At 70.0% G+C, this 21458-nt stretch carries 22 protein-coding genes; 15 read left to right on the plus strand and 7 right to left on the minus strand.

Annotated features, from left to right (window positions below):
* The 4 genes from HH310_RS27655 to HH310_RS27670 all read left to right on the plus strand — a co-directional run.
* A partial coding sequence (locus tag HH310_RS27655) for an adenosylhomocysteinase (RefSeq protein ID WP_211192704.1) occupies nucleotides 1–265 on the plus strand: 265 nt, incomplete at its 5' end.
* 66 nt (nucleotides 266–331) lie between these two features.
* Nucleotides 332–1951, plus strand: a complete 1620-nt coding sequence (locus HH310_RS27660) for a Na+/H+ antiporter (RefSeq protein WP_169178597.1) — start codon at nucleotides 332–334, stop codon at nucleotides 1949–1951.
* Between the two features lie 57 nt (nucleotides 1952–2008).
* Nucleotides 2009–2212, plus strand: coding sequence for a hypothetical protein (locus tag HH310_RS27665; protein WP_169178598.1), 204 nt, complete (start codon nucleotides 2009–2011; stop codon nucleotides 2210–2212).
* Nucleotides 2213–2220: 8 nt separating this feature from the next.
* Nucleotides 2221–2793 (plus strand): hypothetical protein, encoded by a 573-nt coding sequence (locus tag HH310_RS27670; RefSeq protein WP_169178599.1) that lies wholly within the window; start codon nucleotides 2221–2223, stop codon nucleotides 2791–2793.
* A gap of 10 nt (nucleotides 2794–2803) precedes the next feature.
* Here HH310_RS27670 and HH310_RS27675 read toward each other — a convergent pair whose 3' ends face one another.
* Nucleotides 2804–3235: a MarR family winged helix-turn-helix transcriptional regulator gene (locus HH310_RS27675; protein WP_169178600.1), complete on the minus strand. Its 432-nt coding sequence runs from the start codon at nucleotides 3233–3235 to the stop codon at nucleotides 2804–2806.
* A gap of 65 nt (nucleotides 3236–3300) precedes the next feature.
* On the opposite strand from HH310_RS27675, the gene HH310_RS27680 reads away from it, so the two are divergent.
* Nucleotides 3301–4146 (plus strand): LLM class flavin-dependent oxidoreductase, encoded by an 846-nt coding sequence (locus tag HH310_RS27680; RefSeq protein ID WP_169178601.1) that lies wholly within the window; start codon nucleotides 3301–3303, stop codon nucleotides 4144–4146.
* Between the two features lie 64 nt (nucleotides 4147–4210).
* Here the strand turns inward: HH310_RS27680 and HH310_RS27685 are convergent, their stop codons facing one another.
* The 3 genes from HH310_RS27685 to HH310_RS27695 are packed head-to-tail and all read right to left on the minus strand — an operon-like array spanning nucleotide 4211 to nucleotide 7278.
* A complete protein-coding gene (locus tag HH310_RS27685; RefSeq protein WP_169178602.1) occupies nucleotides 4211–5791 on the minus strand; it encodes an ABC transporter permease in 1581 nt (526 codons plus the stop codon).
* Nucleotides 5788–6681 carry an ABC transporter ATP-binding protein gene (locus HH310_RS27690; protein WP_169178603.1) on the minus strand — a complete coding sequence of 298 codons (894 nt, stop codon included), beginning with the start codon at nucleotides 6679–6681 and terminating at the stop codon, nucleotides 5788–5790. Before HH310_RS27690 ends, HH310_RS27685 begins: the two co-directional genes overlap by 4 nt.
* A gap of 3 nt (nucleotides 6682–6684) precedes the next feature.
* Complete coding sequence (locus tag HH310_RS27695; RefSeq protein ID WP_169178604.1) at nucleotides 6685–7278, minus strand: TetR/AcrR family transcriptional regulator; 594 nt, start codon at nucleotides 7276–7278, stop codon at nucleotides 6685–6687.
* A gap of 123 nt (nucleotides 7279–7401) precedes the next feature.
* Here HH310_RS27695 and HH310_RS27700 point away from each other — a divergent pair, with 123 nt between their 5' ends.
* The gene (locus HH310_RS27700) at nucleotides 7402–8496 is read left to right on the plus strand and encodes a hypothetical protein (protein WP_169178605.1); all 1095 of its coding nucleotides are present in this window, start codon (nucleotides 7402–7404) and stop codon (nucleotides 8494–8496) included.
* 2 nt (nucleotides 8497–8498) lie between these two features.
* Here the strand turns inward: HH310_RS27700 and nhaA are convergent, their stop codons facing one another.
* Together nhaA and HH310_RS27710 are read right to left on the minus strand one after the other, a co-directional pair.
* Nucleotides 8499–9629, minus strand: a complete 1131-nt coding sequence (gene nhaA, locus HH310_RS27705; RefSeq protein ID WP_248294481.1) for a Na+/H+ antiporter NhaA — start codon at nucleotides 9627–9629, stop codon at nucleotides 8499–8501.
* Between the two features lie 65 nt (nucleotides 9630–9694).
* On the minus strand, nucleotides 9695–10063 hold the full coding sequence (locus tag HH310_RS27710; protein ID WP_169178606.1) for a hypothetical protein: 369 nt from the start codon (nucleotides 10061–10063) through the stop codon (nucleotides 9695–9697).
* A gap of 147 nt (nucleotides 10064–10210) precedes the next feature.
* Here HH310_RS27710 and HH310_RS27715 point away from each other — a divergent pair, with 147 nt between their 5' ends.
* The 9 genes from HH310_RS27715 (at nucleotide 10211) to HH310_RS27755 (ending at nucleotide 20885) form a co-directional block, all read left to right on the plus strand.
* Nucleotides 10211–10963 (plus strand): SDR family NAD(P)-dependent oxidoreductase, encoded by a 753-nt coding sequence (locus HH310_RS27715; protein ID WP_169178607.1) that lies wholly within the window; start codon nucleotides 10211–10213, stop codon nucleotides 10961–10963.
* A gap of 234 nt (nucleotides 10964–11197) precedes the next feature.
* Complete coding sequence (kdpF, locus tag HH310_RS27720; protein ID WP_169178608.1) at nucleotides 11198–11287, plus strand: K(+)-transporting ATPase subunit F; 90 nt, start codon at nucleotides 11198–11200, stop codon at nucleotides 11285–11287.
* On the plus strand, nucleotides 11287–12930 hold the full coding sequence (gene kdpA / locus HH310_RS27725) for a potassium-transporting ATPase subunit KdpA (RefSeq protein WP_169178609.1): 1644 nt from the start codon (nucleotides 11287–11289) through the stop codon (nucleotides 12928–12930). Before kdpF ends, kdpA begins: the two co-directional genes overlap by 1 nt.
* Nucleotides 12931–15030, plus strand: a complete 2100-nt coding sequence (kdpB, locus tag HH310_RS27730; protein WP_169178610.1) for a potassium-transporting ATPase subunit KdpB — start codon at nucleotides 12931–12933, stop codon at nucleotides 15028–15030.
* Nucleotide 15031: 1 nt separating this feature from the next.
* A complete protein-coding gene (locus tag HH310_RS27735) occupies nucleotides 15032–15901 on the plus strand; it encodes a potassium-transporting ATPase subunit C (protein ID WP_169178611.1) in 870 nt (289 codons plus the stop codon).
* 8 nt (nucleotides 15902–15909) lie between these two features.
* Nucleotides 15910–18369: a DUF4118 domain-containing protein gene (locus HH310_RS27740; protein WP_169178612.1), complete on the plus strand. Its 2460-nt coding sequence runs from the start codon at nucleotides 15910–15912 to the stop codon at nucleotides 18367–18369.
* Nucleotides 18366–19043: a response regulator gene (locus HH310_RS27745; protein ID WP_169178613.1), complete on the plus strand. Its 678-nt coding sequence runs from the start codon at nucleotides 18366–18368 to the stop codon at nucleotides 19041–19043. The genes HH310_RS27740 and HH310_RS27745 overlap by 4 nt, the downstream gene beginning before the upstream one ends.
* 31 nt (nucleotides 19044–19074) lie before the next feature.
* Nucleotides 19075–20172, plus strand: a complete 1098-nt coding sequence (locus tag HH310_RS27750; protein ID WP_169178614.1) for a hypothetical protein — start codon at nucleotides 19075–19077, stop codon at nucleotides 20170–20172.
* The gene (locus tag HH310_RS27755) at nucleotides 20172–20885 is read left to right on the plus strand and encodes a LamG domain-containing protein (protein ID WP_248294482.1); all 714 of its coding nucleotides are present in this window, start codon (nucleotides 20172–20174) and stop codon (nucleotides 20883–20885) included. The genes HH310_RS27750 and HH310_RS27755 overlap by 1 nt, the downstream gene beginning before the upstream one ends.
* On the opposite strand, the gene HH310_RS45505 is transcribed toward HH310_RS27755, so the two are convergent.
* Nucleotides 20879–21439, minus strand: coding sequence for a DUF1707 domain-containing protein (locus HH310_RS45505; protein WP_312034362.1), 561 nt, complete (start codon nucleotides 21437–21439; stop codon nucleotides 20879–20881). The two genes, HH310_RS27755 and HH310_RS45505, sit on opposite strands and share 7 nt — an antisense overlap.
* Nucleotides 21440–21458 lie beyond the last annotated feature (19 nt).

Raw genomic sequence — 21458 nt, forward strand, 5'->3', positions numbered from 1 at the left:
GAACCTGGGCAACGCCACCGGCCACCCCAGCTTCGTCATGTCGAACTCGTTCACCAACCAGGTGATGGCCCAGATCGAGCTCTGGACCAAGCCGGGCGAGTACGACAAGCAGGTCTACGTGCTGCCCAAACACCTCGACGAGAAAGTCGCGCGGCTGCACCTGGACGCGCTGGGCGTACACCTGACCACACTCACCAAGAAGCAGGCCGAATACCTGGGCGTCGACGTGAACGGCCCGTACAAGCCGGATCACTACCGCTACTGAGTTCGTCGTCTCACAGACCGGTCCGGCGCGAGGGCGCCGGGCCGGTTTTTGCATCAATATGAGCAGGTGGACGCCGAGGAAACACTGCTGTTCATCCTGGGTGCGGTCGCGGTGATCGTCGTCGTCAGGCGGATCGCCGACAAGACCGGGCTGCCGTCCGCCGCGCTGCTCACCGTGATCGGGATCGTCTACGCGGTGCTGCCCGGCCCCAACCTGGTGCTCGACCCCGAGATCGTCCTCACGTACATCATCCCGCCGCTGCTCTACATCGCGGCGCTGGATTCCTCGCTGCTGGACATACGCCGCAATCTGCGCACCGTGATCAGTTTGTCGGTGCTGCTGGTCTTCGCCACCGCGTTGCTCGTGGGGGTCGGTTTCCATCTGCTGGTGGCCGGCGGGACCCTGGCCGCCGGCGTCGCGCTCGGGGCGGCCGTCGCACCACCGGACCCGGTGGCGGCGCTCGCGGTCGGTCGCCGCGCCGGGCTGCCGACGAACCTGGTCACGATCATCCAGGGTGAGGGGCTGCTCAACGACGGGACGGCGCTGACGATCCTCACCGTCGCGGTCGCCGCGGCCGAGGGCGACGGGTTCGACGCCCCGCAGGCGACCGGCCAGTTCTTCCTGGTGTCGGTCGGCGGGGTGGTGGCGGGCGTGCTGGTCGCGCTCGTGGTCCGCTGGCTGCGGCACTTCCGTGGTGACCCGCTCACCGCGAACGCCATCTCGCTGGCGACACCCTTCGGGGCGTACCTGCTGGGGGTTTCGGTGCATGTGTCCGGCGTGCTCGCGGTGGTCGTGGCCGGCCTGATCATCGGGCATGACTCGCCGCGGTATGCGGCTGCGGCCAGCCGAATCCAGACCAACGCGGTGTGGCGGCTGGTCGGTTTCCTGCTGGAGGGCATCGTCTTCCTGCTGATCGGGCAGCAGTTGCCGCGGGTCATCCGGGACCTCGCGGACCACGACGTCGGCACCATCCTGGCCGCGCTCGGGGTGTCGCTCGGGGTGGTGCTGCTGCTGCGCCCGCTCTGGCTGATCCTTACCCAGATGCTGCCCGGCTCGCTGCACACCCGGCTGGGCGGCGAGGGCGAGTCCCGCATCCTCGACAAGGCGCTCAGCGGCACCGAGGTCACGGTGCTCAGCTGGGCCGGGACCCGCGGTGTCATCAGCCTCGCCGCGATCTTCACGCTGACCGACGCCGTACCGCAGCATGGTCTTCTGCAGTTCTGTGCGTTCGTGGTCGTGCTGGTCACGCTGGTCGGGCAGGGTCTGACGTTCGCGCCGCTGGTGCGCCGGCTCGGCGTCCGGGCGAACCGCAACGACCTGGCCCGCGAGCGCAACGAGGCACGCTCGGCGGCGGTGCGGGCGGCGCTGGACCGCCTCGACGAGATCCAGCAGGAGAAGCACGACCACATCGAGGACCGCGCGATCGAGAACATGCGCCGGCAACTGGAGATCCGGCTGGACCGTTATCGCAAACGGCTCGACATGCTGGAGAACGCCGAGGCCGACGACGAGGTGCCGACCTCACCGCAGTACGAGGCGACGCTGATGGTGCGGCGCGCGGTGATCGGGGCGCAGCGCGAGGAGCTGCTGCGCTGGCGGGACGCGGGCAACCTCAACGACGACGGCCTGCGCATCCTGGAGCGGGAGCTGGACCACGAGGAGCGGGTGCTGCCCGAGCGCTCCTGACCGAACCCTTACAAAAGCCTGGCATTCCGATAATCCGCGCTCGCCAGGATTCGGCGCATGAACGTCACCCGTTTTGCCGCCCGCCTGGCGCTCGGCGGGCTGCTGCTGGGCGCGCTGCTGCTCGGTGGCTGCGCCCGGCAGCAGCATGCCACGGCACCGGTGCCGGCGGCGACGACCAGTGCCGACGATGTGGACAGCCTCCTCACCGAGGTGGACAACCAACTGAACGCGGACAGCCAGCCGCTCGCCGACCAGGATTGAGGAAAAGAATGAACCGCATTTCCCGTACGGCGGTAGCAGGCGTCGCCGCGATCGGACTAGGCCTGGTGGCGAGCGCCCCCGCGTCCGCCGCCGACACCGATCGGGGTGTCGACGCCGTAAAGCACGCCGTGACGACGCGCATCGACAAGCGCCTCGCGGCCCTCAAGAAGTTCGACAGCGCGCTCGCCGACGCCAAGCAGGTGCAGCCGGCCCACCGGTCCACACTCGACAATCTGATCGACGACCAGACCGCGGGGCTGACCACGTTGCGCGCGAAGGTCCAGCAGGAGACGACCAGGGCGGCGTTGAAGACGGACGCCAAGGCCATGGTGCAGGACTACCGCGTGTTCCTGCTGACCGGGCCGAAGGTGCGCCTGACCGCGGCGATCGACACCGAGCTCGTGGCAGCGGACAAGCTGAAGTCCGCCGACGTGACGAAGTCCTTGTCCGGCAAGGTCGACGCGTTGCTGGCGCTGCGGCCCGGCCCGGACGGCGACGCCATCAAGGCGAGCGTCCAGACGATCCGCAAGTCCGCGAAGGACGCCCGCGCCACGCTGAAGTCGCTCCGCAAGCACAAATAGCCCGCACTGCTCAGTCGACGCCAAGCAGCAGCTTGAGGGACTTGCGGAACTGCTCGGCCGCCGCCGGGTCGAGCGCCGCGAGGAAGGTGCTCTCGGCCGCCCGGGTCGCGCGCGCCCCGTCGGTCAGGACCCGCCGGCCCTCGCCGGTCAGCTGCACCAGGTTGCGGCGGCGGTCGGCCGGGTCGGGGCCGCGCGCGACCAGCCCGCGGCCCTCGAGCTGGTCGACGAGCTCGACCATGGTGGTGCGGTCGATGCCGAGCCGGCTCGCCGCCTGCTGCTGCGCGAGCGGCACCGCGGTGTCCAGAACCGTGAGCACCGCCAGATCGCGGCCGGTGACGCCGAGCGGCGCGAGGGCCGGTCCGGCGTGCTCGGCCAGCCGCAGCTGGGCGTGCTTGAGCAGGTAACCGAGCCGGTCGTGGAGCTGCGGGGTATCGGCGGACATGGCGACACGATAGCGCAGGCCGGCAGATCGTCAGCTAAACTGATTATCGGGTAGGCTGTCGTTTCATGACCCTCACGTTCGGCTGGAAAGCCTCCCAGCAGCACTTCGCCATCGACGGGTATCGCCGGCTGTGGACCTCGGTCGAGGAGGCGGGCTTCGACAGTTGCTGGGTGTTCGACCACTTCCTGGCGATGGGCCGGGACCGCCGCGGCGACATCTTCGAGGCCTGGACGACGCTGGCCGCGATGGCGCAGGCCACCAGCCGGGTCCGGCTCGGCACGCTGGTCACCGGAAACGGTTACCGGCATCCGGCGATCCTCGCCAAGATGGCCGCCACGGTGGACCATCTCAGCGGCGGCCGGCTGACCGTCGGGCTGGGGGCGGGCGGCGATCCGGCCGCGGACGGGATGCTCGGCCTCCCCGATCGTCCGGCGCGCGAACGCGTCGAACGACTCGACGAGGCCGCTCAGGTCCTCCGTCTGCTGTGGACCGAGCCGGAGAGCGACTTCGACGGCAGCCACTATCGGTTACGCCGCGCGCAATCCGACCCGAAGCCGCTGCAGCCGCACCTGCCGCTCTGGCTGGCCAGCAACGGCGAACGGTACGGCCTGCGCATCGTGGCCGAGCGGGCGGACGGCTGGCTGAACGCGACCTTCGACGCCGAGCCGGGCGACCTCGTACGCCTCGCGGCGGTCCTGGACCGGCATTGTGCGACGATCGGTCGCGACCCGGCCACGCTCCGGCGGGCGATTCAGTTCCCGCTGCCCGGCACCGACGACGACACGTTGCGGGCGGTCGAGAAGTTCGCCGGCGCGGGCTTCACCGATGTCATCTTCATGCCGCGCGGCGGCGACCTCGCGCGGTTGGAAGCGACCGCCGCCCTTCTCCCCCGGCTTCGCGGGTTGGGCTGACCCCGGCTCGCCGCCGGGAAACGGCCGGCGGCGAGGGGCAAGGCGGCTAGGCGGCCGAGGCCGCTCAGTCCGGGATGTTGCGGCGGCGCAGGCCGCCCAGGCCGGTGAAGGTGAGCACGAGCGCCACCGCGGTCAGCGTCACCAGCGGCAGGGCCGTCACCGAGCCGCCGGGCACGTGCGGCACGTGGGTGAACGGCGAGATGTCCAGCACCCACTGGTCGAGCCGCAGCGTGCCACCCACCAGCAGCACCAGCAGGCAGATCGCCGGCGGCGCCCAGGCCACGAGCGACAACCGGGGCACCACCCCGAACAGCAGCACGGCGATCGCGGCCAGCACCCACACCGCCGGCAGCTGCACCATCGTGCCGGTGAGGATGTCGCCGAGCCGGGCGCGGTCGTAGGTCAGGCCGGCCGCGACGCCCTCGGCCAGCAGGACCACGGCCGGTCCGATCAGCGAGAACAGCAGATGGCTCGCGGCCCACGTCCAGCGCGAGACGGACGTGGTGAGAACCGCCTCGGCGTGGCCCTTCTGCTCCTCGTCGCGCAGTCGCAGGGTGGCCTGCACGGCGTAGCAGGACGCGATCAGGCCGACCAGCCCGGCCGTACCGGCGAAGTAGTTGTCGGCCAGCGAGGACGCGCCGCCGAGATCGCCCAGGATGTCGGACAGGCCCTTGTTGTCCTCGGCGATGGCCAGCACGCTGCTGCCGACGCCGCCGAAGACGATGCCCAGCAGCGCGAATCCCAGAGTCCAGCCGATCAGCAGGCCGCGGTGCAGCCGCCAGGCCAGCGCCGGCGCCGTCCGTAACCAGGCCGCGGCGGCCGGCCGCCCGAGGCGCGAGGGCAGCATCCCGGAACCCAGATCACGGTGGCCGAGCAGCACGACTGCGACGATCACCGCGACGACGCTGAACAGCGCGCTCAGCGCAAGGGGCCACCAGGCGTTCGCCTGGAACGCGAACACGTGCGTCACCCAGCCGAGCGGGCTCAGCCACGCGGCGAAGGAGAGGCTGCCGTTGTCGCCGATCGCCGAGGTGTCGCCGACGATGCGCAGCACATAGGACACGCCGATCGCCAGCACGACGAGCGTGCGGGCGCTGCGGGCGCCGCTGGTGAGCTGGGCGGCGATCCCGGCGAGCGCCGCGAAGATCCAGGCGCTGGCGGTGAACTCGGCGCCGAAGGCCAGCGCACCGGCCGCCGGCAGGCCGCTGCCGATCATGCCGAGGAACAGCACCAGGCCGAGGACGACGCCGGCCGCCGCGGTGGTGATCAGGGCTGCCGCGAGCTGGGCCTGGCGGCCGACGGCGGCGGCGCCGATCAGCTCGGTGCGGCCCAGTTCCTCGTCGGTGCGGGTGTGCCGGATGACGGTCAGCGCGGCGAACAGGCCGATGATGACGGGGAGAAAGCCGGAACGCCACGCCACCAGCTCGCCGAGCGAATCGCCGTGCAACTGCCCATATAAACTGACAAATCCGGCGTTTGTCGCGCTCGTCTGGGCGTACGCAATCCGCTCTTGATCGGTGGGGAAGAGGCCCTCGAACGCGCTGACGTAGCCCGCGGGCACGATGCCGAGCACCAGCACCCACAGCGGCATGATGAACCGGTCGCGCCGCAGGATGAGACGGATGAGCTTGCCGGTGCCGGTCATCTGTCGCCCCGCTGGTACTGCCGCAGGAACAGCTCCTCGAGCGACGGCGGCGCGCTGACCAGGCTGCGCACGCCGACCTGGACCAGCGTCCGCAAAGCCGGTTCGAGCGCGTCGGTGTCCACATCGAAGCGCACCCGCCCGTTGTCGGTGCGCAGGTCGTGCACGCCCGCCAGGCTCGCCAGCCCGTCCACCGGCCCGGCCAGCTCGGCCTGGATCGTCGTGCGGGTCAGGTGCCGCATGTCCTGCAGCGTGCCGGTCTCGACCGTGCGGCCGTCCCGGATGATCGTCAGCCGGTCGCAGAGCGCCTCGACCTCGGCCAGGATGTGGCTGGACAGCAGCACCGTCCGGTCGCCGCGCCGTTTCTCCTGCAGGATGACCTCGCGGAAGACCTCTTCCATGAGCGGGTCCAGGCCGCTGGTCGGCTCGTCCAGGATCAGCAGCTCCACATCGGACGCGAGCGCCGCCACCAGCGCCACCTTCTGCCGGTTGCCCTTCGAATACGTCCGGCCCTTCTTGCGCGGGTCCAGCTCGAAGCGTTCCAGCAGCTCGGCCCGGCGCGCCCGGTCGAGCCCGCCGCGTAATCGGCCGAGCAGGTCGATGACCTCACCCCCGGTCAGGTTCGGCCAGAGGGTGACGTCGCCCGGCACGTACGCCAACCGGCGGTGCAACGCCGTGGCCTCGGCCCAGGGATCACCGCCGAGAAGCCGGGCGTGCCCGCCGTCGTGGCGCATCAGCCCCAGCAGGATCCGGATCGTGGTGGTCTTGCCGGCCCCGTTCGGGCCCAGAAAACCGTGCACCTCGCCGGTCCGGACGTGCAGGTCGAGCCCGTCCAGAGCCGGTACCTTGCCGAACCGCTTGATGAGTCCCTCGGCATCGATGGCCTCGGTCATTTCCTACTCCTCGGGGGATAGCGCACGCCGCGCCTGTTCGGCCTGCTCAGGGGTGATGATCTGGTTCGTGAAGATCTCCAGCGAGGCCAGCAGGACCCGGTTCCAACCCGCCGGGGTGCCGACGTCCTGGCCGAGCGTGCGGGACAGCTGCTCCCGCATCGTGTAGAGCGACATCTTCATGACGCTGATGACGGCGATGTAGCCGCGCGGGTCGTTCAGCTTGAGGTCGGCGACTTGCAGGAACTCCTCGCCGTACTCGATCATGCGATCGAACAGAGCGTTACCGGCCGGCGAGCCATCCATCATGGAACGCACCAGGTAACGCTGCATCTGGAGCACCTCGGGCGTAACCCGATCGATGATCATCAGATCGGTGAACCGCTTGCCAATGCCGGTGAGCACGTTCAGCGCGTACTCGTCGCAGGCGTCCCGCAGCCCCTCCTTCGAGCCGAAATGGTGGCGCAGCAGGCCGGAGGACACCCCGGCCGCCTCGGCGATGTCACGGACAGTCGCGCCGTCGATGCCACGCTCCGCCATCAGCGCGATGGCGGAGTCCCGGATGCGGGCGCGAGCGGTCAGATCCGATGGGCTACTCACGCGTGTAGGCTACTACACAAGCGTGTAGTCGATGTGTTAAAAACCGTCAACAACGACGCCCGGAGCGTCAACGTCCCGTATCCGCCCCTGCCCCTCGCGCGCGCCGCGGCGGACTGTCATCTCATGACCCTTGCTGATCTACTGCCGTCGCTGCGGACGTTCGCGGCGCCGGCGAATTCCCCCCTCGCCGCGCTCGCCATCGAGTACGGAACGCCGCTGCACGTGCTCGATGAGGAAGTGGTCCGGGACCGGTGCGCCGCGTACGCCACCGCGTTCGGGGCGGACGCCGTCTCGTACAGCGCCAAGGCCGGCCTGAACCACGGCCTGGCCCGTTGGATCGCCGACTCGGGGCTGGGCATCTTCGCCAGCGGGTGCGGCGCGCTGACCACCGCCGTGTCCGCGGGCATCCCCGGCGAGCGGGTGACGCTCACCGGTGTCCGGAAATCGGTCGAGGACATGGAGGCCGCGTTCGCGCACGGCGCCACCGTGGTGGCCCGCACCAACGCCGAGATCACCGCCCTCATCGACCGGGCGCCGCACGGCCTGCCGGTCCTGCTCCGGGTCGGCTCGTCGGCCACAACCGGCGGGTTCAAGCTCGGCTCGGGCGCCACGCTCGCCGCGCTGGGCCGCATCATCCGGGCCCGCAACCTGACGTTCGCCGGGCTCGACTTCTCGATCGGGCACCGGCTCAGCCGCTTCGGCGGCTACGAGGCCCACGTGCGCGAGGCGGCGGCGTTCTGCGCGGTCGTTCAAGCCCGTTTCCGTACGCCGGTGCCCGCCCTCAACCTCGGCGGCGGCTACTCCGACGACTTCGCCACCGCGGCGTTCGCGGCCCGGATCCGGGGCGTGCTGGCCCTGGCCGTGGACCGGTACGGCATCGTGTCGCCGAAGCTGAGCGTCTCCCCCGGGCGTGCGCTGGTCGGCCCGGCCGGCATCTCGATCTACCGGATGCTCGACGACGGCACCGTGAACGGACCGGACTGCACCTGCGGCGGCGAACACCCGGCGACCCTGATCGGACGCGCCTCGCGGGCACCGCTGCGGCCGATGGTGCTGGCCGGCACACCGGTGATGCTGCCGGGTGACGTCGGGCCGGGTGATCTGATCGCGTTCGCCGGGACCGGCGCCTACCACTACGACAAGGGCAGCGCCGCCGTGGTCAGCGTGTGGCACAACCGGGCGCGGCTGATGCTGCCGAAACGCGACATCTTCGAATGACGTCAGGGCCGCCCGCGAGGGCGGCCCTTTTGCCGCATCGTGTTCAGCAGGACGGCGGCGAGCACGGCGGAGATCACCGAGCCCAGCAGCACCCCGATCTTGGCGTGGTCGTCCTGTTCGGTGCCGGCGCCGAAGGCCAGCTCGCCGATGAGCAGCGACACGGTGAAGCCGACGCCGCCCAGCATGCCGAGCCCGATCACGTGCGGCCAGCGCAGTTCCTCGGCCAGCTCGGCCCGGGTGAAGCGCTGCACCAGCCAGGTCGCCGCGGTGATCCCGATGGTCTTGCCGAGGACCAGCCCGCAGACGACCCCGATGGTGATCCGGTCGCGCAGGCTCGCCCCGAAACCGCCGGAGATCGAGACCCCGGCCGCGAAGAACGCGAAGACCGGCACCGCGATCCCCGCCGACACCGGCCGCCACCGGTGTTCGACGCTCTCGGTGGCGGCCACCGGGACGGTGAACGCGAGCAGCACCCCGGCGACCGTGGCGTGCACTCCGGACTCGTGCACCAGCGCCCACGTCGCGACGGCCAGCGGCAGCAGCAGATACGTTCGCGGGAAGCGCCGCACCGCCAGAGCGAACAGCGTGAGCGGGACCAGTGCCAGCAGCAACCACAGCACGTGCAGCGAGGCCGTGTAGAAGACCGCGATGATGATGATCGCCAGCAGGTCGTCCACCACGGCCAGGGTCAGCAGGAAGGTGCGCAGGGCGGGCGGCAGATGCTTGCCGATCACGGCGAGCACGGCCAGCGCGAACGCGATGTCGGTGGCGCTGGGTATCGCCCACCCGCGGACCGCGCCACCCAGGTTGATCAGGGTGTAGATCAGCGCGGGGACGGCCATGCCACCGACCGCGGCGGCGATCGGGAGCACCGCCCGTTTCGGGTCGCGCAGGTCACCGACGGCGAACTCGCGCTTGAGCTCGAGCCCGGCCACGAAGAAGAAGATCGCCAGCAGACCCTCTGCGGACCAGCCGGCCAGGTTGAGATAGCCGATCTTGTACTGCGAGATGTCGGTATACGCCGACGCCCACGGCGTGTTGGCCCAGACCAGCCCGATCAGGGCGGCGGCGATCAGCAGGACGCCGCCGATCGTCTCGGTACGCAAGGCGTCGGCTAGCCGGCGGGCGGGCAACGGGCCTCCTGAGGGGTCGGCGAAACGTCTGCCGACCAGGCTTCCCGGCTCACCTGGTAGCGAGTCTAGTGCCTCGTCATCCTGGCTTGCAGCCGATCATGCGGCTGCCGCACCGCGTGCATCCAGCGCTGCCCGCGTCCGAGCAGGGCGGCAAAACCGATCACCAGCGTGTACGCCCACGCGGGCTCGTCGCCGGTCAGCACGCCCTGGTGTCCGGCGAGGAAGCCGACGTAGACGAGCGCGGCGAAGGCGGTCGAGCCGAGGCAGGCACGCCAGTCCACGGTCCGCGCCGCGATCACGCCGGCGGCGAGAGCCAGCACGATCAGGCGGCCGTGCATATCCGTGCTGACCGCCGCGGCCAGGAAAGCCGCGCCGATCACCGCTACACATCCACCGGCGAGCCCGAAGGCCCACCCCGAGTCGTTCCGTGCCATGCCTTCATGGCACCGCGCCGGGCGGCCGATTTCGCTATCCGTTCACGGACTAGGTACAGCCACCTCGCGAACGTTGACAATCTGTTCACGTAAAGGGTCTGTCAACAGCCGTTGCCGCTCGTCAACCGCACGCAGACAGTTGGCTAGGTGAGGAGCATCGCAATGGTTACCGGCGCCACACACGGGATCGGCTACGAGGTCGCCCGCCGGCTGGCGCTCCGGGACAGTTTCGTCATCGTGCACGGCCCCACGCCCAGCCAGGCGCACGCCGCCGTGGCCGGGCTGATCCGGGACGGCGTCGACCCGCACCTGCTGGAGCCGGTCGCTGCCGACTTCCGCCGGCTCGCCGACGTGGTCTCGCTCGGCAAGTACCTGGACCGCCGGCACGCCGCGCTTGACCTGCTGGTCAACAACGCCGGCGCGGCCACCCCGATCGCCGAGTCGTGGAACGTCAACTACCTGGGCCACTACGCGTTGACCCGGCTCCTCGCGCCCGGGCTGAAGGCGGCCCGCGGCCGGGTCATCTCGGTGACCTCGGCGCTGCACCGGGAGGCGACGCTGGGGCTCACCCCGGTCACGCCGCGCGGGGCGTACGCGAAGGCCAAGCTCGCCCTGACCATGTTCACGCGCTGCCTGCGGGTCGCGGTCGAGGACCCGATCGACGCCGTCGCGGTGCACCCCGGATACGTCGACACCGGCGCTTTCACCGAGTTCTACGGCATGGGCGGCTTACCCGTACGCGATGCTGCCGCGGCGGTCCTGGACACCGGCAAGTACTTCTACTACGAGGGTCACTTCCGCGCGGACGCGGCGCCGGAGGTCTACGACGACGAGGCGCTGCGCTGGCTGTGGCACCGGTCGGAACGAGCCCTCGCCTGGGACCACGCACCCGCGGCATAGCGACGGTTCACCGAGGCGGCTCGCGTCGCGCGTCAACAGCGCGTGAAAAAAGCCAGCCGCCTCGTAGCCATGCCATTAACACCCCTGTTGACGGCCGCCCCGCCGCGCTTCGCTTCTTGCGCAACCGAGAAACCCCTCGTCAAGGAGCAGTGCAGTGGCCGATCTTGGCTTCGTCGTACTCACGGTGGTGCTTTTCGTCGCGCTGGCGTGGCTCGTCAAGGCGGTAGAACGCTGATGAGTCCCGTCAACGTCGTCGGCGGCATCGTCGCCATCATCCTGGCCGTCTTCCTGGTCGCGGCCCTCCTGTTCCCGGAGCGGTTCTGATGGCCGGGTGGCTGTTCGTCATCACGCTGATACTCGCGCTCGCCGTGGTGTACCGGCCCTTCGGTGACTTCATGTACCGAGTGGTGTCCGGGAAACGAAACAGTGTCGTCGAGCGCGGTATCTATCGTCTGGTCGGGATCGACCCGAACTCCGAGCAGACCTGGGGCGTCTATGCCCGCAGCGTGCTCGCGTTCTCGGCGGTCTCGATCCTCTTCCTCTATCTGTTCCTGCGTATCCAGAGCCATCTGCCACTGTCTCTGGGCATGTCCAATGTGAACCCGCATGGGGCGTGGAACACCGCGGTCAGCTTCGTGACCAACACGAACTGGCAGGACTACTCCGGTGAGTCGACCATGGGCCACCTGGTCCAGATGGCCGGCCTCTCGGTCCAGAACTTCGTGTCCGCCAGCGTCGGTATCGCCGTGGCGATCGCGCTGGTCCGGGGCTTCGCCGCGCGCAAGACGCAGACGCTGGGCAACTTCTGGGTCGACCTGACCCGGATCACGATCCGCGTCCTGCTGCCGATCTCGGTCATCTTCGCGATCGTCTTCATCGCGGCCGGCATGGTGCAGAACCTGTCCGGCGGCACCGACGTGACCACCCTGGTCGGCGGCACCCAGCACATCACCGGCGGCCCGGTGGCGTCCCAGGAGGTAATCAAGGAACTGGGCACCAACGGCGGCGGCTTCTACAACGCGAACTCGGCGCACCCGTTCGAGAACCCGACCGCGTGGACGAACTGGATCCAGATCTTCCTGATCTTCCTGATCCCGTTCAGCCTGCCGCGGGTCTTCGGCCGGATGGTCGGGCAGAACCGCCAGGGCTACGCGATCCTCGCGGTGGCCGGCGTGATCGCGCTGGCCAGCATCGCCCTCACCGTCGGCTTCGAGGTGCACGCGGGCGGCACGGTACCCCAAGCGGTCAGTGCGGCCATGGAAGGCAAGGAAGTCAGATTCGGCGTCCCCAACTCGGCGACCTTCGGCGCCGCGACGACACTCACGTCGACCGGTGCCGTGGACGGGTTCCACGACTCGTACACCGCGCTCGGTGGCATGATGCCGATGCTGAACATGATGCTCGGTGAGGTCGCTCCCGGCGGTGTCGGTTCCGGTCTGTACGGCATCCTCATCCTCGCCGTGATCACGGTCTTCGTGGCCGGCCTGATGGTCGGCCGCACCCCGGAGTACCTGGGCAAGAAGATCACCGGCCGCGAGATGAAACTCGCCTCGCTCTACATCCTGACGACACCGGCGGTGGTGCTCATCGGCACCGCACTGGCGTTCATGACCGGCCACAACTCCACCGCGCTCAATACCGGCGCGCACGGTCTCTCCGAGGTCCTGTACGCCTTCACCAGCGCCGGCAACAACAACGGCTCGGCGTTCGGCGGCATCACCGTGAACACCGGCTGGTGGGACACGTCGCTCGGCCTCGCCATGCTGATCGGCCGCTTCCTACCGCTGGTCCTGGTCATGGCCTTGGCCGGTTCGCTCGCGAAACAGCAGGCCGTACCCGCATCCGAGGGCACCATGCCCACTCACAAACCCCTGTTCGTCGGAATGGTCGTCGGCGTCTCCATCGTGGTTGTCGCGCTGACCTTCTTCCCCGCCATCGCGCTGGGACCCCTCGCGGAGGCCTTTTAAATGACCGTCACTGCGGAGAAACCCGCACGCACTGAGGACAACTCCAGGCCCACCGCTGTCAAGGCGGGTCTGCTGGACCCGGGCCAGCTGTGGCGCTCGCTGCCGGACGCCCTGGTCAAGCTCGACCCCCGCGTCATGTGGCGCAACCCCGTCATGTTCATCGTCGAGGTCGGCGCGGTGTTCACCACCGTGCTGTCCATCGCCAACCCGAGCACCTTCGCCTGGGTCACCACGGTCTGGCTCTGGCTGACCGTCGTCTTCGCCAACCTGGCCGAGGCGGTGGCCGAGGGCCGCGGCAAGGCGCAGGCCGCCGCGCTGCGCGCCGCCCGGCAGGACACGGTGGCCCGCTTGCGGGACGGCCGTTCGGTCCCGGCACCCGAGCTGAAGCAGGGTGACGTGGTCGTCGTCGCGGCCGGCGAGATCATCCCCGGTGACGGCGACGTCATCGAGGGCATCGCCAGCGTCGACGAGTCGGCGATCACCGGCGAGTCGGCCCCGGTGATCCGGGAGTCCGGCGGCGACCGGTCCGCGGTCACCGGCGGCACCAAGGTGCTCAGCGACGAGATCGTCGTCCAGATCACCCAGAAGCCCGGCGAGAGCTTCATCGATCGGATGATCGCCCTGGTCGAGGGCGCCAACCGGCAGAAGACACCGAACGAGATCGCGCTGAACATCCTGCTCGCCGCGCTCACGATCATCTTCCTGCTGTCCGTGGTGACCCTCCAGCCGCTGGCCATCTTCTCGAAGGGGTTCCAGGCCGCGGCCCCGAACACGCAGGCGATCAACGCGCACGGCGTCACCGGCATCGTGCTGGTCTCGCTGCTGGTCTGTCTGATCCCCACCACCATCGGCGCGCTGCTGTCGGCCATCGGTATCGCCGGCATGGACCGTCTGGTGCAGCGCAACGTGCTCGCCATGTCGGGTCGTGCGGTCGAGGCGGCCGGCGACGTCAACACCCTGCTGCTGGACAAGACCGGCACCATCACGCTGGGCAACCGGCAGGCCAGCGCCTTCATCCCGGCCCCCGGGGTGGATCCGCAGGAACTCGCCGACGCCGCGCAACTCTCCAGCCTCGCCGACGAGACGCCGGAAGGGCGCTCGGTGGTCGTGTTCGCCAAGAACGAGTACGGCCTGCGGGAGCGTGAGCCCGGTCTGATGACCGAGGCGACGTTCGTCCCGTTCACCGCGCAGACCCGGATGAGCGGCATCGACCTCGGCGGCCGGCAGATCCGCAAGGGTGCCGCGGCCGCGGTCATGAAGTGGGTCCGGGACAACGGCGGTCACCCGACCGAAGCGGTCGGCGAGATCGTCGACGGGATCAGCTCGTCCGGCGGTACGCCGCTGGTGGTCGCCGAGGGCAACCGGGTGCTCGGCGTCATCCACCTCAAGGACGTGGTGAAGTCCGGCATGCGGGCCCGGTTCGACGAGATGCGCAAGATGGGCATCCGGACCGTGATGATCACCGGTGACAACCCGCGTACCGCGCGGGCCATCGCCGAGGAGGCCGGAGTCGACGACTTCCTGGCCGAGGCGACGCCGGAGGACAAGCTCGCCCTGATCCGCAAGGAGCAGGAGGGCGGCCGGCTGGTCGCGATGACCGGTGACGGCACCAACGACGCGCCCGCGCTGGCTCAGGCGGACGTCGGCGTGGCCATGAACACCGGCACGTCGGCCGCGAAGGAGGCCGGCAACATGGTCGACCTCGACTCGGACCCGACGAAGCTGATCGAGATCGTGGAGATCGGCAAGCAGTTGCTGATCACCCGCGGTGCCTTGACCACCTTCTCGATCACCAACGACATCGCCAAGTACTTCGCCATCATCCCGGCGATGTTCGCGGGGGTGTACCCGGGCCTGAACACGCTCAACATCATGCGGTTGCACTCGCCGGAATCGGCGATCCTCTCCGCGGTCATCTTCAACGCGTTGATCATCGTGGCGCTGATCCCGCTGGCGTTGCGCGGCGTCCGGTACCGGCCGTCGAGCGCGAGCGCGCTGCTGCGGCGCAACCTGTGGATCTACGGCGTGGGCGGCGTCATCCTGCCGTTCATCTGTATCAAGCTCATCGACCTCATCGTCCAGTTCATTCCGGGGTTCTGAGATGCGACTCCCTTCGTGGATTTCCCAGCACGTCGCGGCGCTCCGCGCGGTGATCGTGTTCACCATCGTTCTAGGGCTGGCGTACCCGCTGGTCATGGTCGCGGTCGGCAAGCTTCCGGGCCTGGACAGCCGCGCGAACGGCTCGATGATCACCGTGGCCGACAACAAGGTCGGCAGCAAGCTCATCGGCCAGTTGTTCACCGACAAGGACGGCAACCCGATACCGAAATACTTCCAGAGCCGGCCCTCGGCCGCGGGTGACGGGTACGACCCGACGTCGACCTCGGCCAGCAACCTGGGCCCGGAGAGCATCGTCGACACCCTCTCCAAGAACCCGGACGACGCGTCGCAGAGCCTGCTCACCCAGGTCTGCACGCGAAGCCTGGACATCGGCAAGCTGGAGGGCGTGTCCGGGGCCCGGCCGTTCTGTGCCCCGGACGGCACCGGCGCCGTCCTCGGGGTGTTCCGCAGTGGCGGTTTCACCGGCCCGATCACGCGGGTCGTCGCGGTCAACGAGACCGGGACGCCGTTCCTGGACACCTACCAGGGTGTCAAGGTCGAGCCGGCCCAGAACGACGTCGACTACCAGGCCGAGGGCGCGGTGATGACCCCGATCCGGGGCGACGCGCCGGCGAAGCCGGCCGTCCCGGCCGACGCGGTCACCGCGAGCGGCAGCGGCCTCGACCCGGACATCAGCCCGCAGTACGCCGATCTGCAGGCGCCCCGGATCGCCCGGGAGCGTGGCTTGACCTTGGATCAGGTACATCAGCTGATCAAGGCGCACACTGATGGACGGACGCTCGGTTTCATGGGTGAGCCGGGCGTGAACGTGCTCGAGCTCAACATCGCCTTGGACCAGGGCCAGAAGTAAAGGCAGACATGGCTCGCGGAGAATTGCGGATCTATCTCGGCGCCGCCCCCGGCGTCGGCAAGACCTACACCATGCTCGAAGAGGCGCACCGGCGGGCCGAACGCGGGACCGACGTGGTGATCGGCCTCATCGAGACCCATGGGCGCAAACACACCGCCGCCATGATCGGCGATCTGGAGGTGGTGCCCCGGCGGGAAGTGACCTACCGGGGTGCCACCTTCAGCGAGATGGACATCGACGCCGTGCTGGCCCGCAAGCCGGAGATCGCGGTGGTCGACGAGTACGCGCACACCAACATCCCCGGCTCTCGCAACGCCAAGCGCTGGCAGGACGTCCAGGAGCTGCTGGACGCCGGGATCAGCGTGCTCACCACGGTGAACGTGCAGCACCTGGAATCGCTCAACGACGTGGTCACCCAGATCACCGGCATCGAGCAGAAGGAAACCGTGCCGGACGCGATCGTGCGCCAGGCCGAGCAGGTCGAGCTCGTCGACATGACGCCGGAGGCACTCCGCCGCCGGATGGCGCACGGCAACATCTACCAGCCCGAGAAGATCGACGCGGCGCTGGGCAACTACTTCCGGACCGGCAACCTCACCGCGCTGCGTGAGCTGGCCCTGCTGTGGCTGGCCGGCAAGGTGGACGATCAGCTGGATAAATACCGGGCCGACCACGGGATCGACAAGACCTGGGAAACCCGCGAGCGGGTGGTGGTCGGCCTGACCGGCGGTCCGGAGGGCGCCAGCCTGATCCGGCGCGCGGCCCGGATCGCCGCTCGCAACAAGGGCGCCGACCTGCTCGCGGTGCACGTGGCCCGCAACGACGGGCTGGCCGGCGCCAGCCCCGCCGAGCTGGCCAAGCAGCGGGTGCTCGTGGAGAGCCTCGGCGGCACGTACCACCAGGTGGTCGGCGCCGACGTGCCGCGCGCCCTGCTCGATTTCGCCCGGGCGGTCAACGCCACCCAGATCGTGGTGGGTGCGAGCCGGCGCAGCAAGCTCGCCCAGGCGCTCACCGCCGGCGTCGGCGCGACCACCACCGCGCTGGCCGGCTCGATCGACGTGCACCTGGTCACGCACGAGCGGGCCCGCAAGGGCCGCAGCCTGCGCAGCGTCTCGCCGGCCCTCTCGCTGCGGCGGCGCATCGCCGGCTTCGCCCTGGTGGTGTTCGGCCTGCCCGCCCTGACCGGCCTGCTGCACGTGCTGCCGCCGATCAGCCTGACCAACGACATCCTGCTGTTCCTGTTCGCGGTCGTGGCGGTGTCGCTGGTCGGCGGGCTCTGGCCGGCGCTACTGGCCGCGGTGTTCGGCTCGCTGCTGCTGAACTGGTTCTTCACCCCGCCGATCGGCAGGTTCACCATCGCCGCCGCGGATAACCTGCTGGCCCTGGCCATCTTCGTGGCGGTGGGTCTGGCGGTGAGCTGGGTGGTGGACACCGCCGCCCGCAAGACCCGGCAGGCCGCGACGTCGTCCGCCGAGTCACAGACGCTGGCCACCATCGCGGGCAGCGTGATCCGTGGCGAACGGCTGCTGGAACGACTGCGCGAGACGTTCAGCCTCGACTCGGTGACGCTGCTCGAGGACGGCAAGGTGGCCTCCTGCGTGGGCGACCCGTGCACCGACCCGAACACCGCGGACGCCGAGGTCATCATCGACGACCACCACCGGCTGCTGCTGCGCGGGCACCCGCTGGACGCGTCCGATCGCCGGATCCTGGAGGCGTTCGCGGCCCAGGCGGCGCTCGCGTTGCAGCAGGAACGGCTGAGCGCCGAGGCGGCCGCGGCCAAACCGCTGGCCGAGGCGGACAAGATGCGCACCGCCTTGCTGGCCGCGGTCAGCCACGATTTGCGGACGCCGCTGGCCAGCGCCAAGGCCGCCGTGGCCGGGCTGCTCAGCGACGAGGTGCACTTCGACGAGGAGGACCGGCACGAGCTGCTGGAAACCGCTGACGTGTCGCTCAACCGGCTGGACCGGCTGGTGGCCAACCTGCTCGACATGAGCCGGCTGCAGGCGGGCGTGCTCGGCATCACCGCGGTCGACGTCGGCCTGGAGGAGGTCGTGCCCCGGGCTCTCGACGACCTGGGCGGCACGGTCATCTCCCAGCTGCCGCCCGAATTGCCCGCGGTGCACGCCGATCCGGGTCTGCTGGAACGGATTCTGGTGAACGTCATCGGCAACGCGTTGCGCTACAGCCCGCACGACCAGCCGCCGGTGATCACCGGCAGCACCTTCGGCGACAGCGTCGAGCTGCGCGTCATCGATCACGGCCCGGGCATCCCGGAAGACCGGTGGGACGACGTGTTCCTGCCCTTCCAGCGGCTCGGCGACCACGACAACCACACCGGCGTCGGGCTCGGCCTGGCCCTCTCCCGCGGCTTGACCGAGGCGATGGGCGGCACCCTCACGCCGTCAGCAACACCCGGAGGCGGTCTCACCATGGTTCTCTCCTTGCCGGCCGGCGGTCTTTCATGACCCGGATCCTGGTCGTCGACGATGAACCCCAACTAGTACGAGCGGTACGCATCAACCTGCGAGCCCGGGGCTACGAGGTGGACACCGCACCGGACGGCGGGACCGCGCTGCGGCTGGCCGCGCACCGGCCACCGGACCTGGTCGTGCTCGACCTCGGCCTGCCCGACGTGGAGGGCGCCGAGGTGATCCGCGGGCTGCGCGGCTGGAGCTCGGTGCCGATCATCGTGCTCTCCGGCCGGGTGGACAGCGCCGACAAGGTGGCCGCCCTGGACGCCGGCGCGGACGACTACATGACCAAGCCGTTCGGCGTGGACGAGCTGCTCGCCCGGATCCGCGCGGTGACCCGGCGGCTGCACCCGGCCGGCTCGGCCGACCCGATCGTGACGATCGGCGACCACACGGTGGATTTGGCGGCCCGAACCGTGTCCGGCGGCGTGAAGCTGACCCCGACCGAATGGCAGCTGCTGGAATACCTGCTGCGCAACCCCGGCAAGCTGATCGGGCGGCGCACGCTGCTGCGTGACCTGTGGGGCCCGCAGTACCAGACCGAGACGAACTACCTGCGGCAATACATGGCCCGGCTGCGCCGCAAGCTGGAACGCGACCCGGCCCACCCGGCACACCTGCGCACCGAACCCGGGATGGGGTACCGGTTCGACCCGGGCGCATCCTGACCGTGCTTACGCGCGTTAGCCGGGCGTGCGAATGTCAACGGTGGTCGCCGGCCTCGCGGCCCTCGCGACCCTTTCGGTGGCGTGCCCGGCGGCCGCGGCGGTCGGCAGCGCGGCCGGCGCCACTCCGTCGTTCAACGGATCGGTCTACGCGATCGCGTATCGGGGCGACACCGTATACGTCGGCGGGTCGTTCACCCGTGCCTTGAACGACGGCCGGTCGGTCGCCCGCGAGCACCTGGCGGCCTTCGACGCCACCAGCGGCAAGCTGCTCGACTGGGCGCCCTCGGCCGACGACACCGTGCGCGCCCTGGCCGTCGCCGGGGACTCGGTCTACGCCGGCGGGGACTTCAACGAGGTCGACGGCGACCGGCGGGACGCGCTGGCCGGGATCGACGCGGACAGCGGTTCGGTGGAGAGCTTCGAGCACGGGGTGGACGGCGGCGTGCGGACCCTCGCGGTCGGCGACGGCCGGTTGTACGCGGCCGGGTCGATCAGCCGGGTGGACGGCTCCGCCCGGTCGCGGGCCGCGGCGTTCTCGCTGGAAACCGGGGTGCTCGACGCTTCGTGGGCGCCCCGGCTGGACAACACGGTGAACTCGCTCGCCTACTACGACGGGCAGGTCTACCTCGGCGGGAGCTTCCGGCACCGGCTGTCGCGTGTGGACGCCGCCACCGGTTCGCTCGACGACGACTTCCGTCCCGCGCCGCCGGCCATGGTGCACTCGGTGGCGGTGGACCGGGACGGCGTCTTCGCGGCCATGGGCGGGCCGGGCGGTCGCGCCGCCGCGTACGACCTGGACGGCGACGCGCGCTGGACCCGGGTGTTCGACGGCGACGCGCAGGCGATCGCGGTGCTGGACGGCACGGCGTACGTGGGCGGGCATTTCGACCACGCCTGCGCGGCCGGCGACGAGGCCGGCAACGGCGAGTGCGACGGCGAGTCGGTGTCCCGGGTCAAGCTGGCCGCGGTCGAGCCGGAGGGGTCGCTCAGCGACTGGGCGCCGCAGGCGAACGGCATCGCCGGCGTTCGCGCGATCGCGGTGGATCCGGCCCGTGGCACGGTCGCGGCGGGCGGCGACTTCACCGCGATCGGCGGGCAGACCCAGAGGCGCTTCGCCGCGTTCGGCTGATGGTGTCCCGAGCAGCGTTTTTCACCGCCGTGCTGGTGCTCGCCGGCACCGCGATGGGTCCGGCCCAGGCCGCGCCGGCCACCGGCGACGTCGTCCGGTACACGTTCGACGGCGCGTTCCCGCTGGCCGACGACTCCGGCAACGGTCACGACCTGACCCCCGTGTCCCGGCACGGCGGCAGTTACACCACGGTCGCGCACGACGGGGGCAGCGCGCTGGCGTTCCCGCCGCCGTGCGACGACGAGCCGTGCCCGCGCATCGCGCTGCGCTCGGCGACCACGACGGGGCTGAACCCGGGCCGCCACCCGCTGCGCTACGGCGCGTCGGTGCGGCTCGCCGCGGACGAGACCACCAAGGGCGAAAACGTCCTGCAGAAGGGCTATTCGGCGATGGGCAGCCAGTACAAGCTGCAGATCGACGGCGCTCAGGGGCGTCCCAGCTGCGTGCTGGTGGGCGATCGCAGCCCGATGATCCACCTGGCGGTCAGCTCGGTGTCGGTGGCCGACGATCGCTGGCACACGCTGGAATGCCGTCGCTCCGGGTCACACCTGGTGATTCTGGTGGACGACCGGCTGCGCGGCGCGACGCTCATCCCGGTGAACCTGGCCGTGCGCAACGACATGCCGGTCAGCGTCGGCGGCAAGGGTTCCTATCTCGACAACGACCAGTTCCAAGGCGTCCTGGACGAGGTCTGGGTGTCGATCGATCACTGAGGTAACGCGTACGGCTTGGAAACGACCTCGACCGAGCTGAACCACGTCTGAAGCCGGACCCGGATCGCGGGTGTGCCCGGCACGCGCGGCACCGGCGCGAGCTGCATGCTCCGCGAGGAGAAGATCGCCGCGCCGGTGAGCTCGACCTCGACCCCCTCGGGCACGATCACCTTGACCTCACCGAAATAGCAGCCGCCGGCGATCTCGACCTCCGGCTCGTCGACGATCATGCTGCGCAGGTCGAGCTCGGTGCTCCCGAAGACCGTCCGGACCGCCAGCCGCGGCGAGCGCATCCGCCAGCGACCGCGCCGCTTGTTCTCACTGAAGACGGTGACCACCCGCTCGACGGTGACCGACGAGCCGACGACCGGCGCGGGCAGAAGATCGGCCGTGGCCCGCACCATCTCGTCATGCGTCTCGGCGGCCCACACGGCACCCACCCGCACCCCGAACTCTTCCAGCGTGAGCCGGCCGTCGCCGCAGGCCCGCTGTAGCACCTCGGCAGCGCGCTGACGATCGTCATCCGACGGTGGCACCGGCACGGGTGAACTCACGTCGTGATCCTAGGGGGTA

This window comes from Actinoplanes sp. TBRC 11911, assembly GCF_012933445.1.
GTDB lineage: Bacteria > Actinomycetota > Actinomycetes > Mycobacteriales > Micromonosporaceae > Actinoplanes.

What these genes read in the sequence shown, in the direction of transcription:
- HH310_RS27665 (WP_169178598.1), top strand. Translation starts at nt 2,009, where the DNA reads ATGAACGTCACCCGTTTTGCCGCCCGCCTGGCGCTCGGCGGGCTGCTG.
- HH310_RS27670 (WP_169178599.1), top strand. Translation starts at nt 2,221, where the DNA reads ATGAACCGCATTTCCCGTACGGCGGTAGCAGGCGTCGCCGCGATCGGA.
- HH310_RS27675 (WP_169178600.1), bottom strand. Translation starts at nt 3,235, where the DNA reads ATGTCCGCCGATACCCCGCAGCTCCACGACCGGCTCGGTTACCTGCTC.
- HH310_RS27680 (WP_169178601.1), top strand. Translation starts at nt 3,301, where the DNA reads ATGACCCTCACGTTCGGCTGGAAAGCCTCCCAGCAGCACTTCGCCATC.
- HH310_RS27685 (WP_169178602.1), bottom strand. Translation starts at nt 5,791, where the DNA reads ATGACCGGCACCGGCAAGCTCATCCGTCTCATCCTGCGGCGCGACCGG.
- HH310_RS27690 (WP_169178603.1), bottom strand. Translation starts at nt 6,681, where the DNA reads ATGACCGAGGCCATCGATGCCGAGGGACTCATCAAGCGGTTCGGCAAG.
- HH310_RS27700 (WP_169178605.1), top strand. Translation starts at nt 7,402, where the DNA reads ATGACCCTTGCTGATCTACTGCCGTCGCTGCGGACGTTCGCGGCGCCG.
- HH310_RS27710 (WP_169178606.1), bottom strand. Translation starts at nt 10,063, where the DNA reads ATGGCACGGAACGACTCGGGGTGGGCCTTCGGGCTCGCCGGTGGATGT.
- kdpF (WP_169178608.1), top strand. Translation starts at nt 11,198, where the DNA reads ATGAGTCCCGTCAACGTCGTCGGCGGCATCGTCGCCATCATCCTGGCC.
- kdpA (WP_169178609.1), top strand. Translation starts at nt 11,287, where the DNA reads ATGGCCGGGTGGCTGTTCGTCATCACGCTGATACTCGCGCTCGCCGTG.
- kdpB (WP_169178610.1), top strand. Translation starts at nt 12,931, where the DNA reads ATGACCGTCACTGCGGAGAAACCCGCACGCACTGAGGACAACTCCAGG.
- HH310_RS27735 (WP_169178611.1), top strand. Translation starts at nt 15,032, where the DNA reads ATGCGACTCCCTTCGTGGATTTCCCAGCACGTCGCGGCGCTCCGCGCG.
- HH310_RS27740 (WP_169178612.1), top strand. Translation starts at nt 15,910, where the DNA reads ATGGCTCGCGGAGAATTGCGGATCTATCTCGGCGCCGCCCCCGGCGTC.
- HH310_RS27745 (WP_169178613.1), top strand. Translation starts at nt 18,366, where the DNA reads ATGACCCGGATCCTGGTCGTCGACGATGAACCCCAACTAGTACGAGCG.
- HH310_RS27750 (WP_169178614.1), top strand. Translation starts at nt 19,075, where the DNA reads ATGTCAACGGTGGTCGCCGGCCTCGCGGCCCTCGCGACCCTTTCGGTG.
- HH310_RS27755 (WP_248294482.1), top strand. Translation starts at nt 20,172, where the DNA reads ATGGTGTCCCGAGCAGCGTTTTTCACCGCCGTGCTGGTGCTCGCCGGC.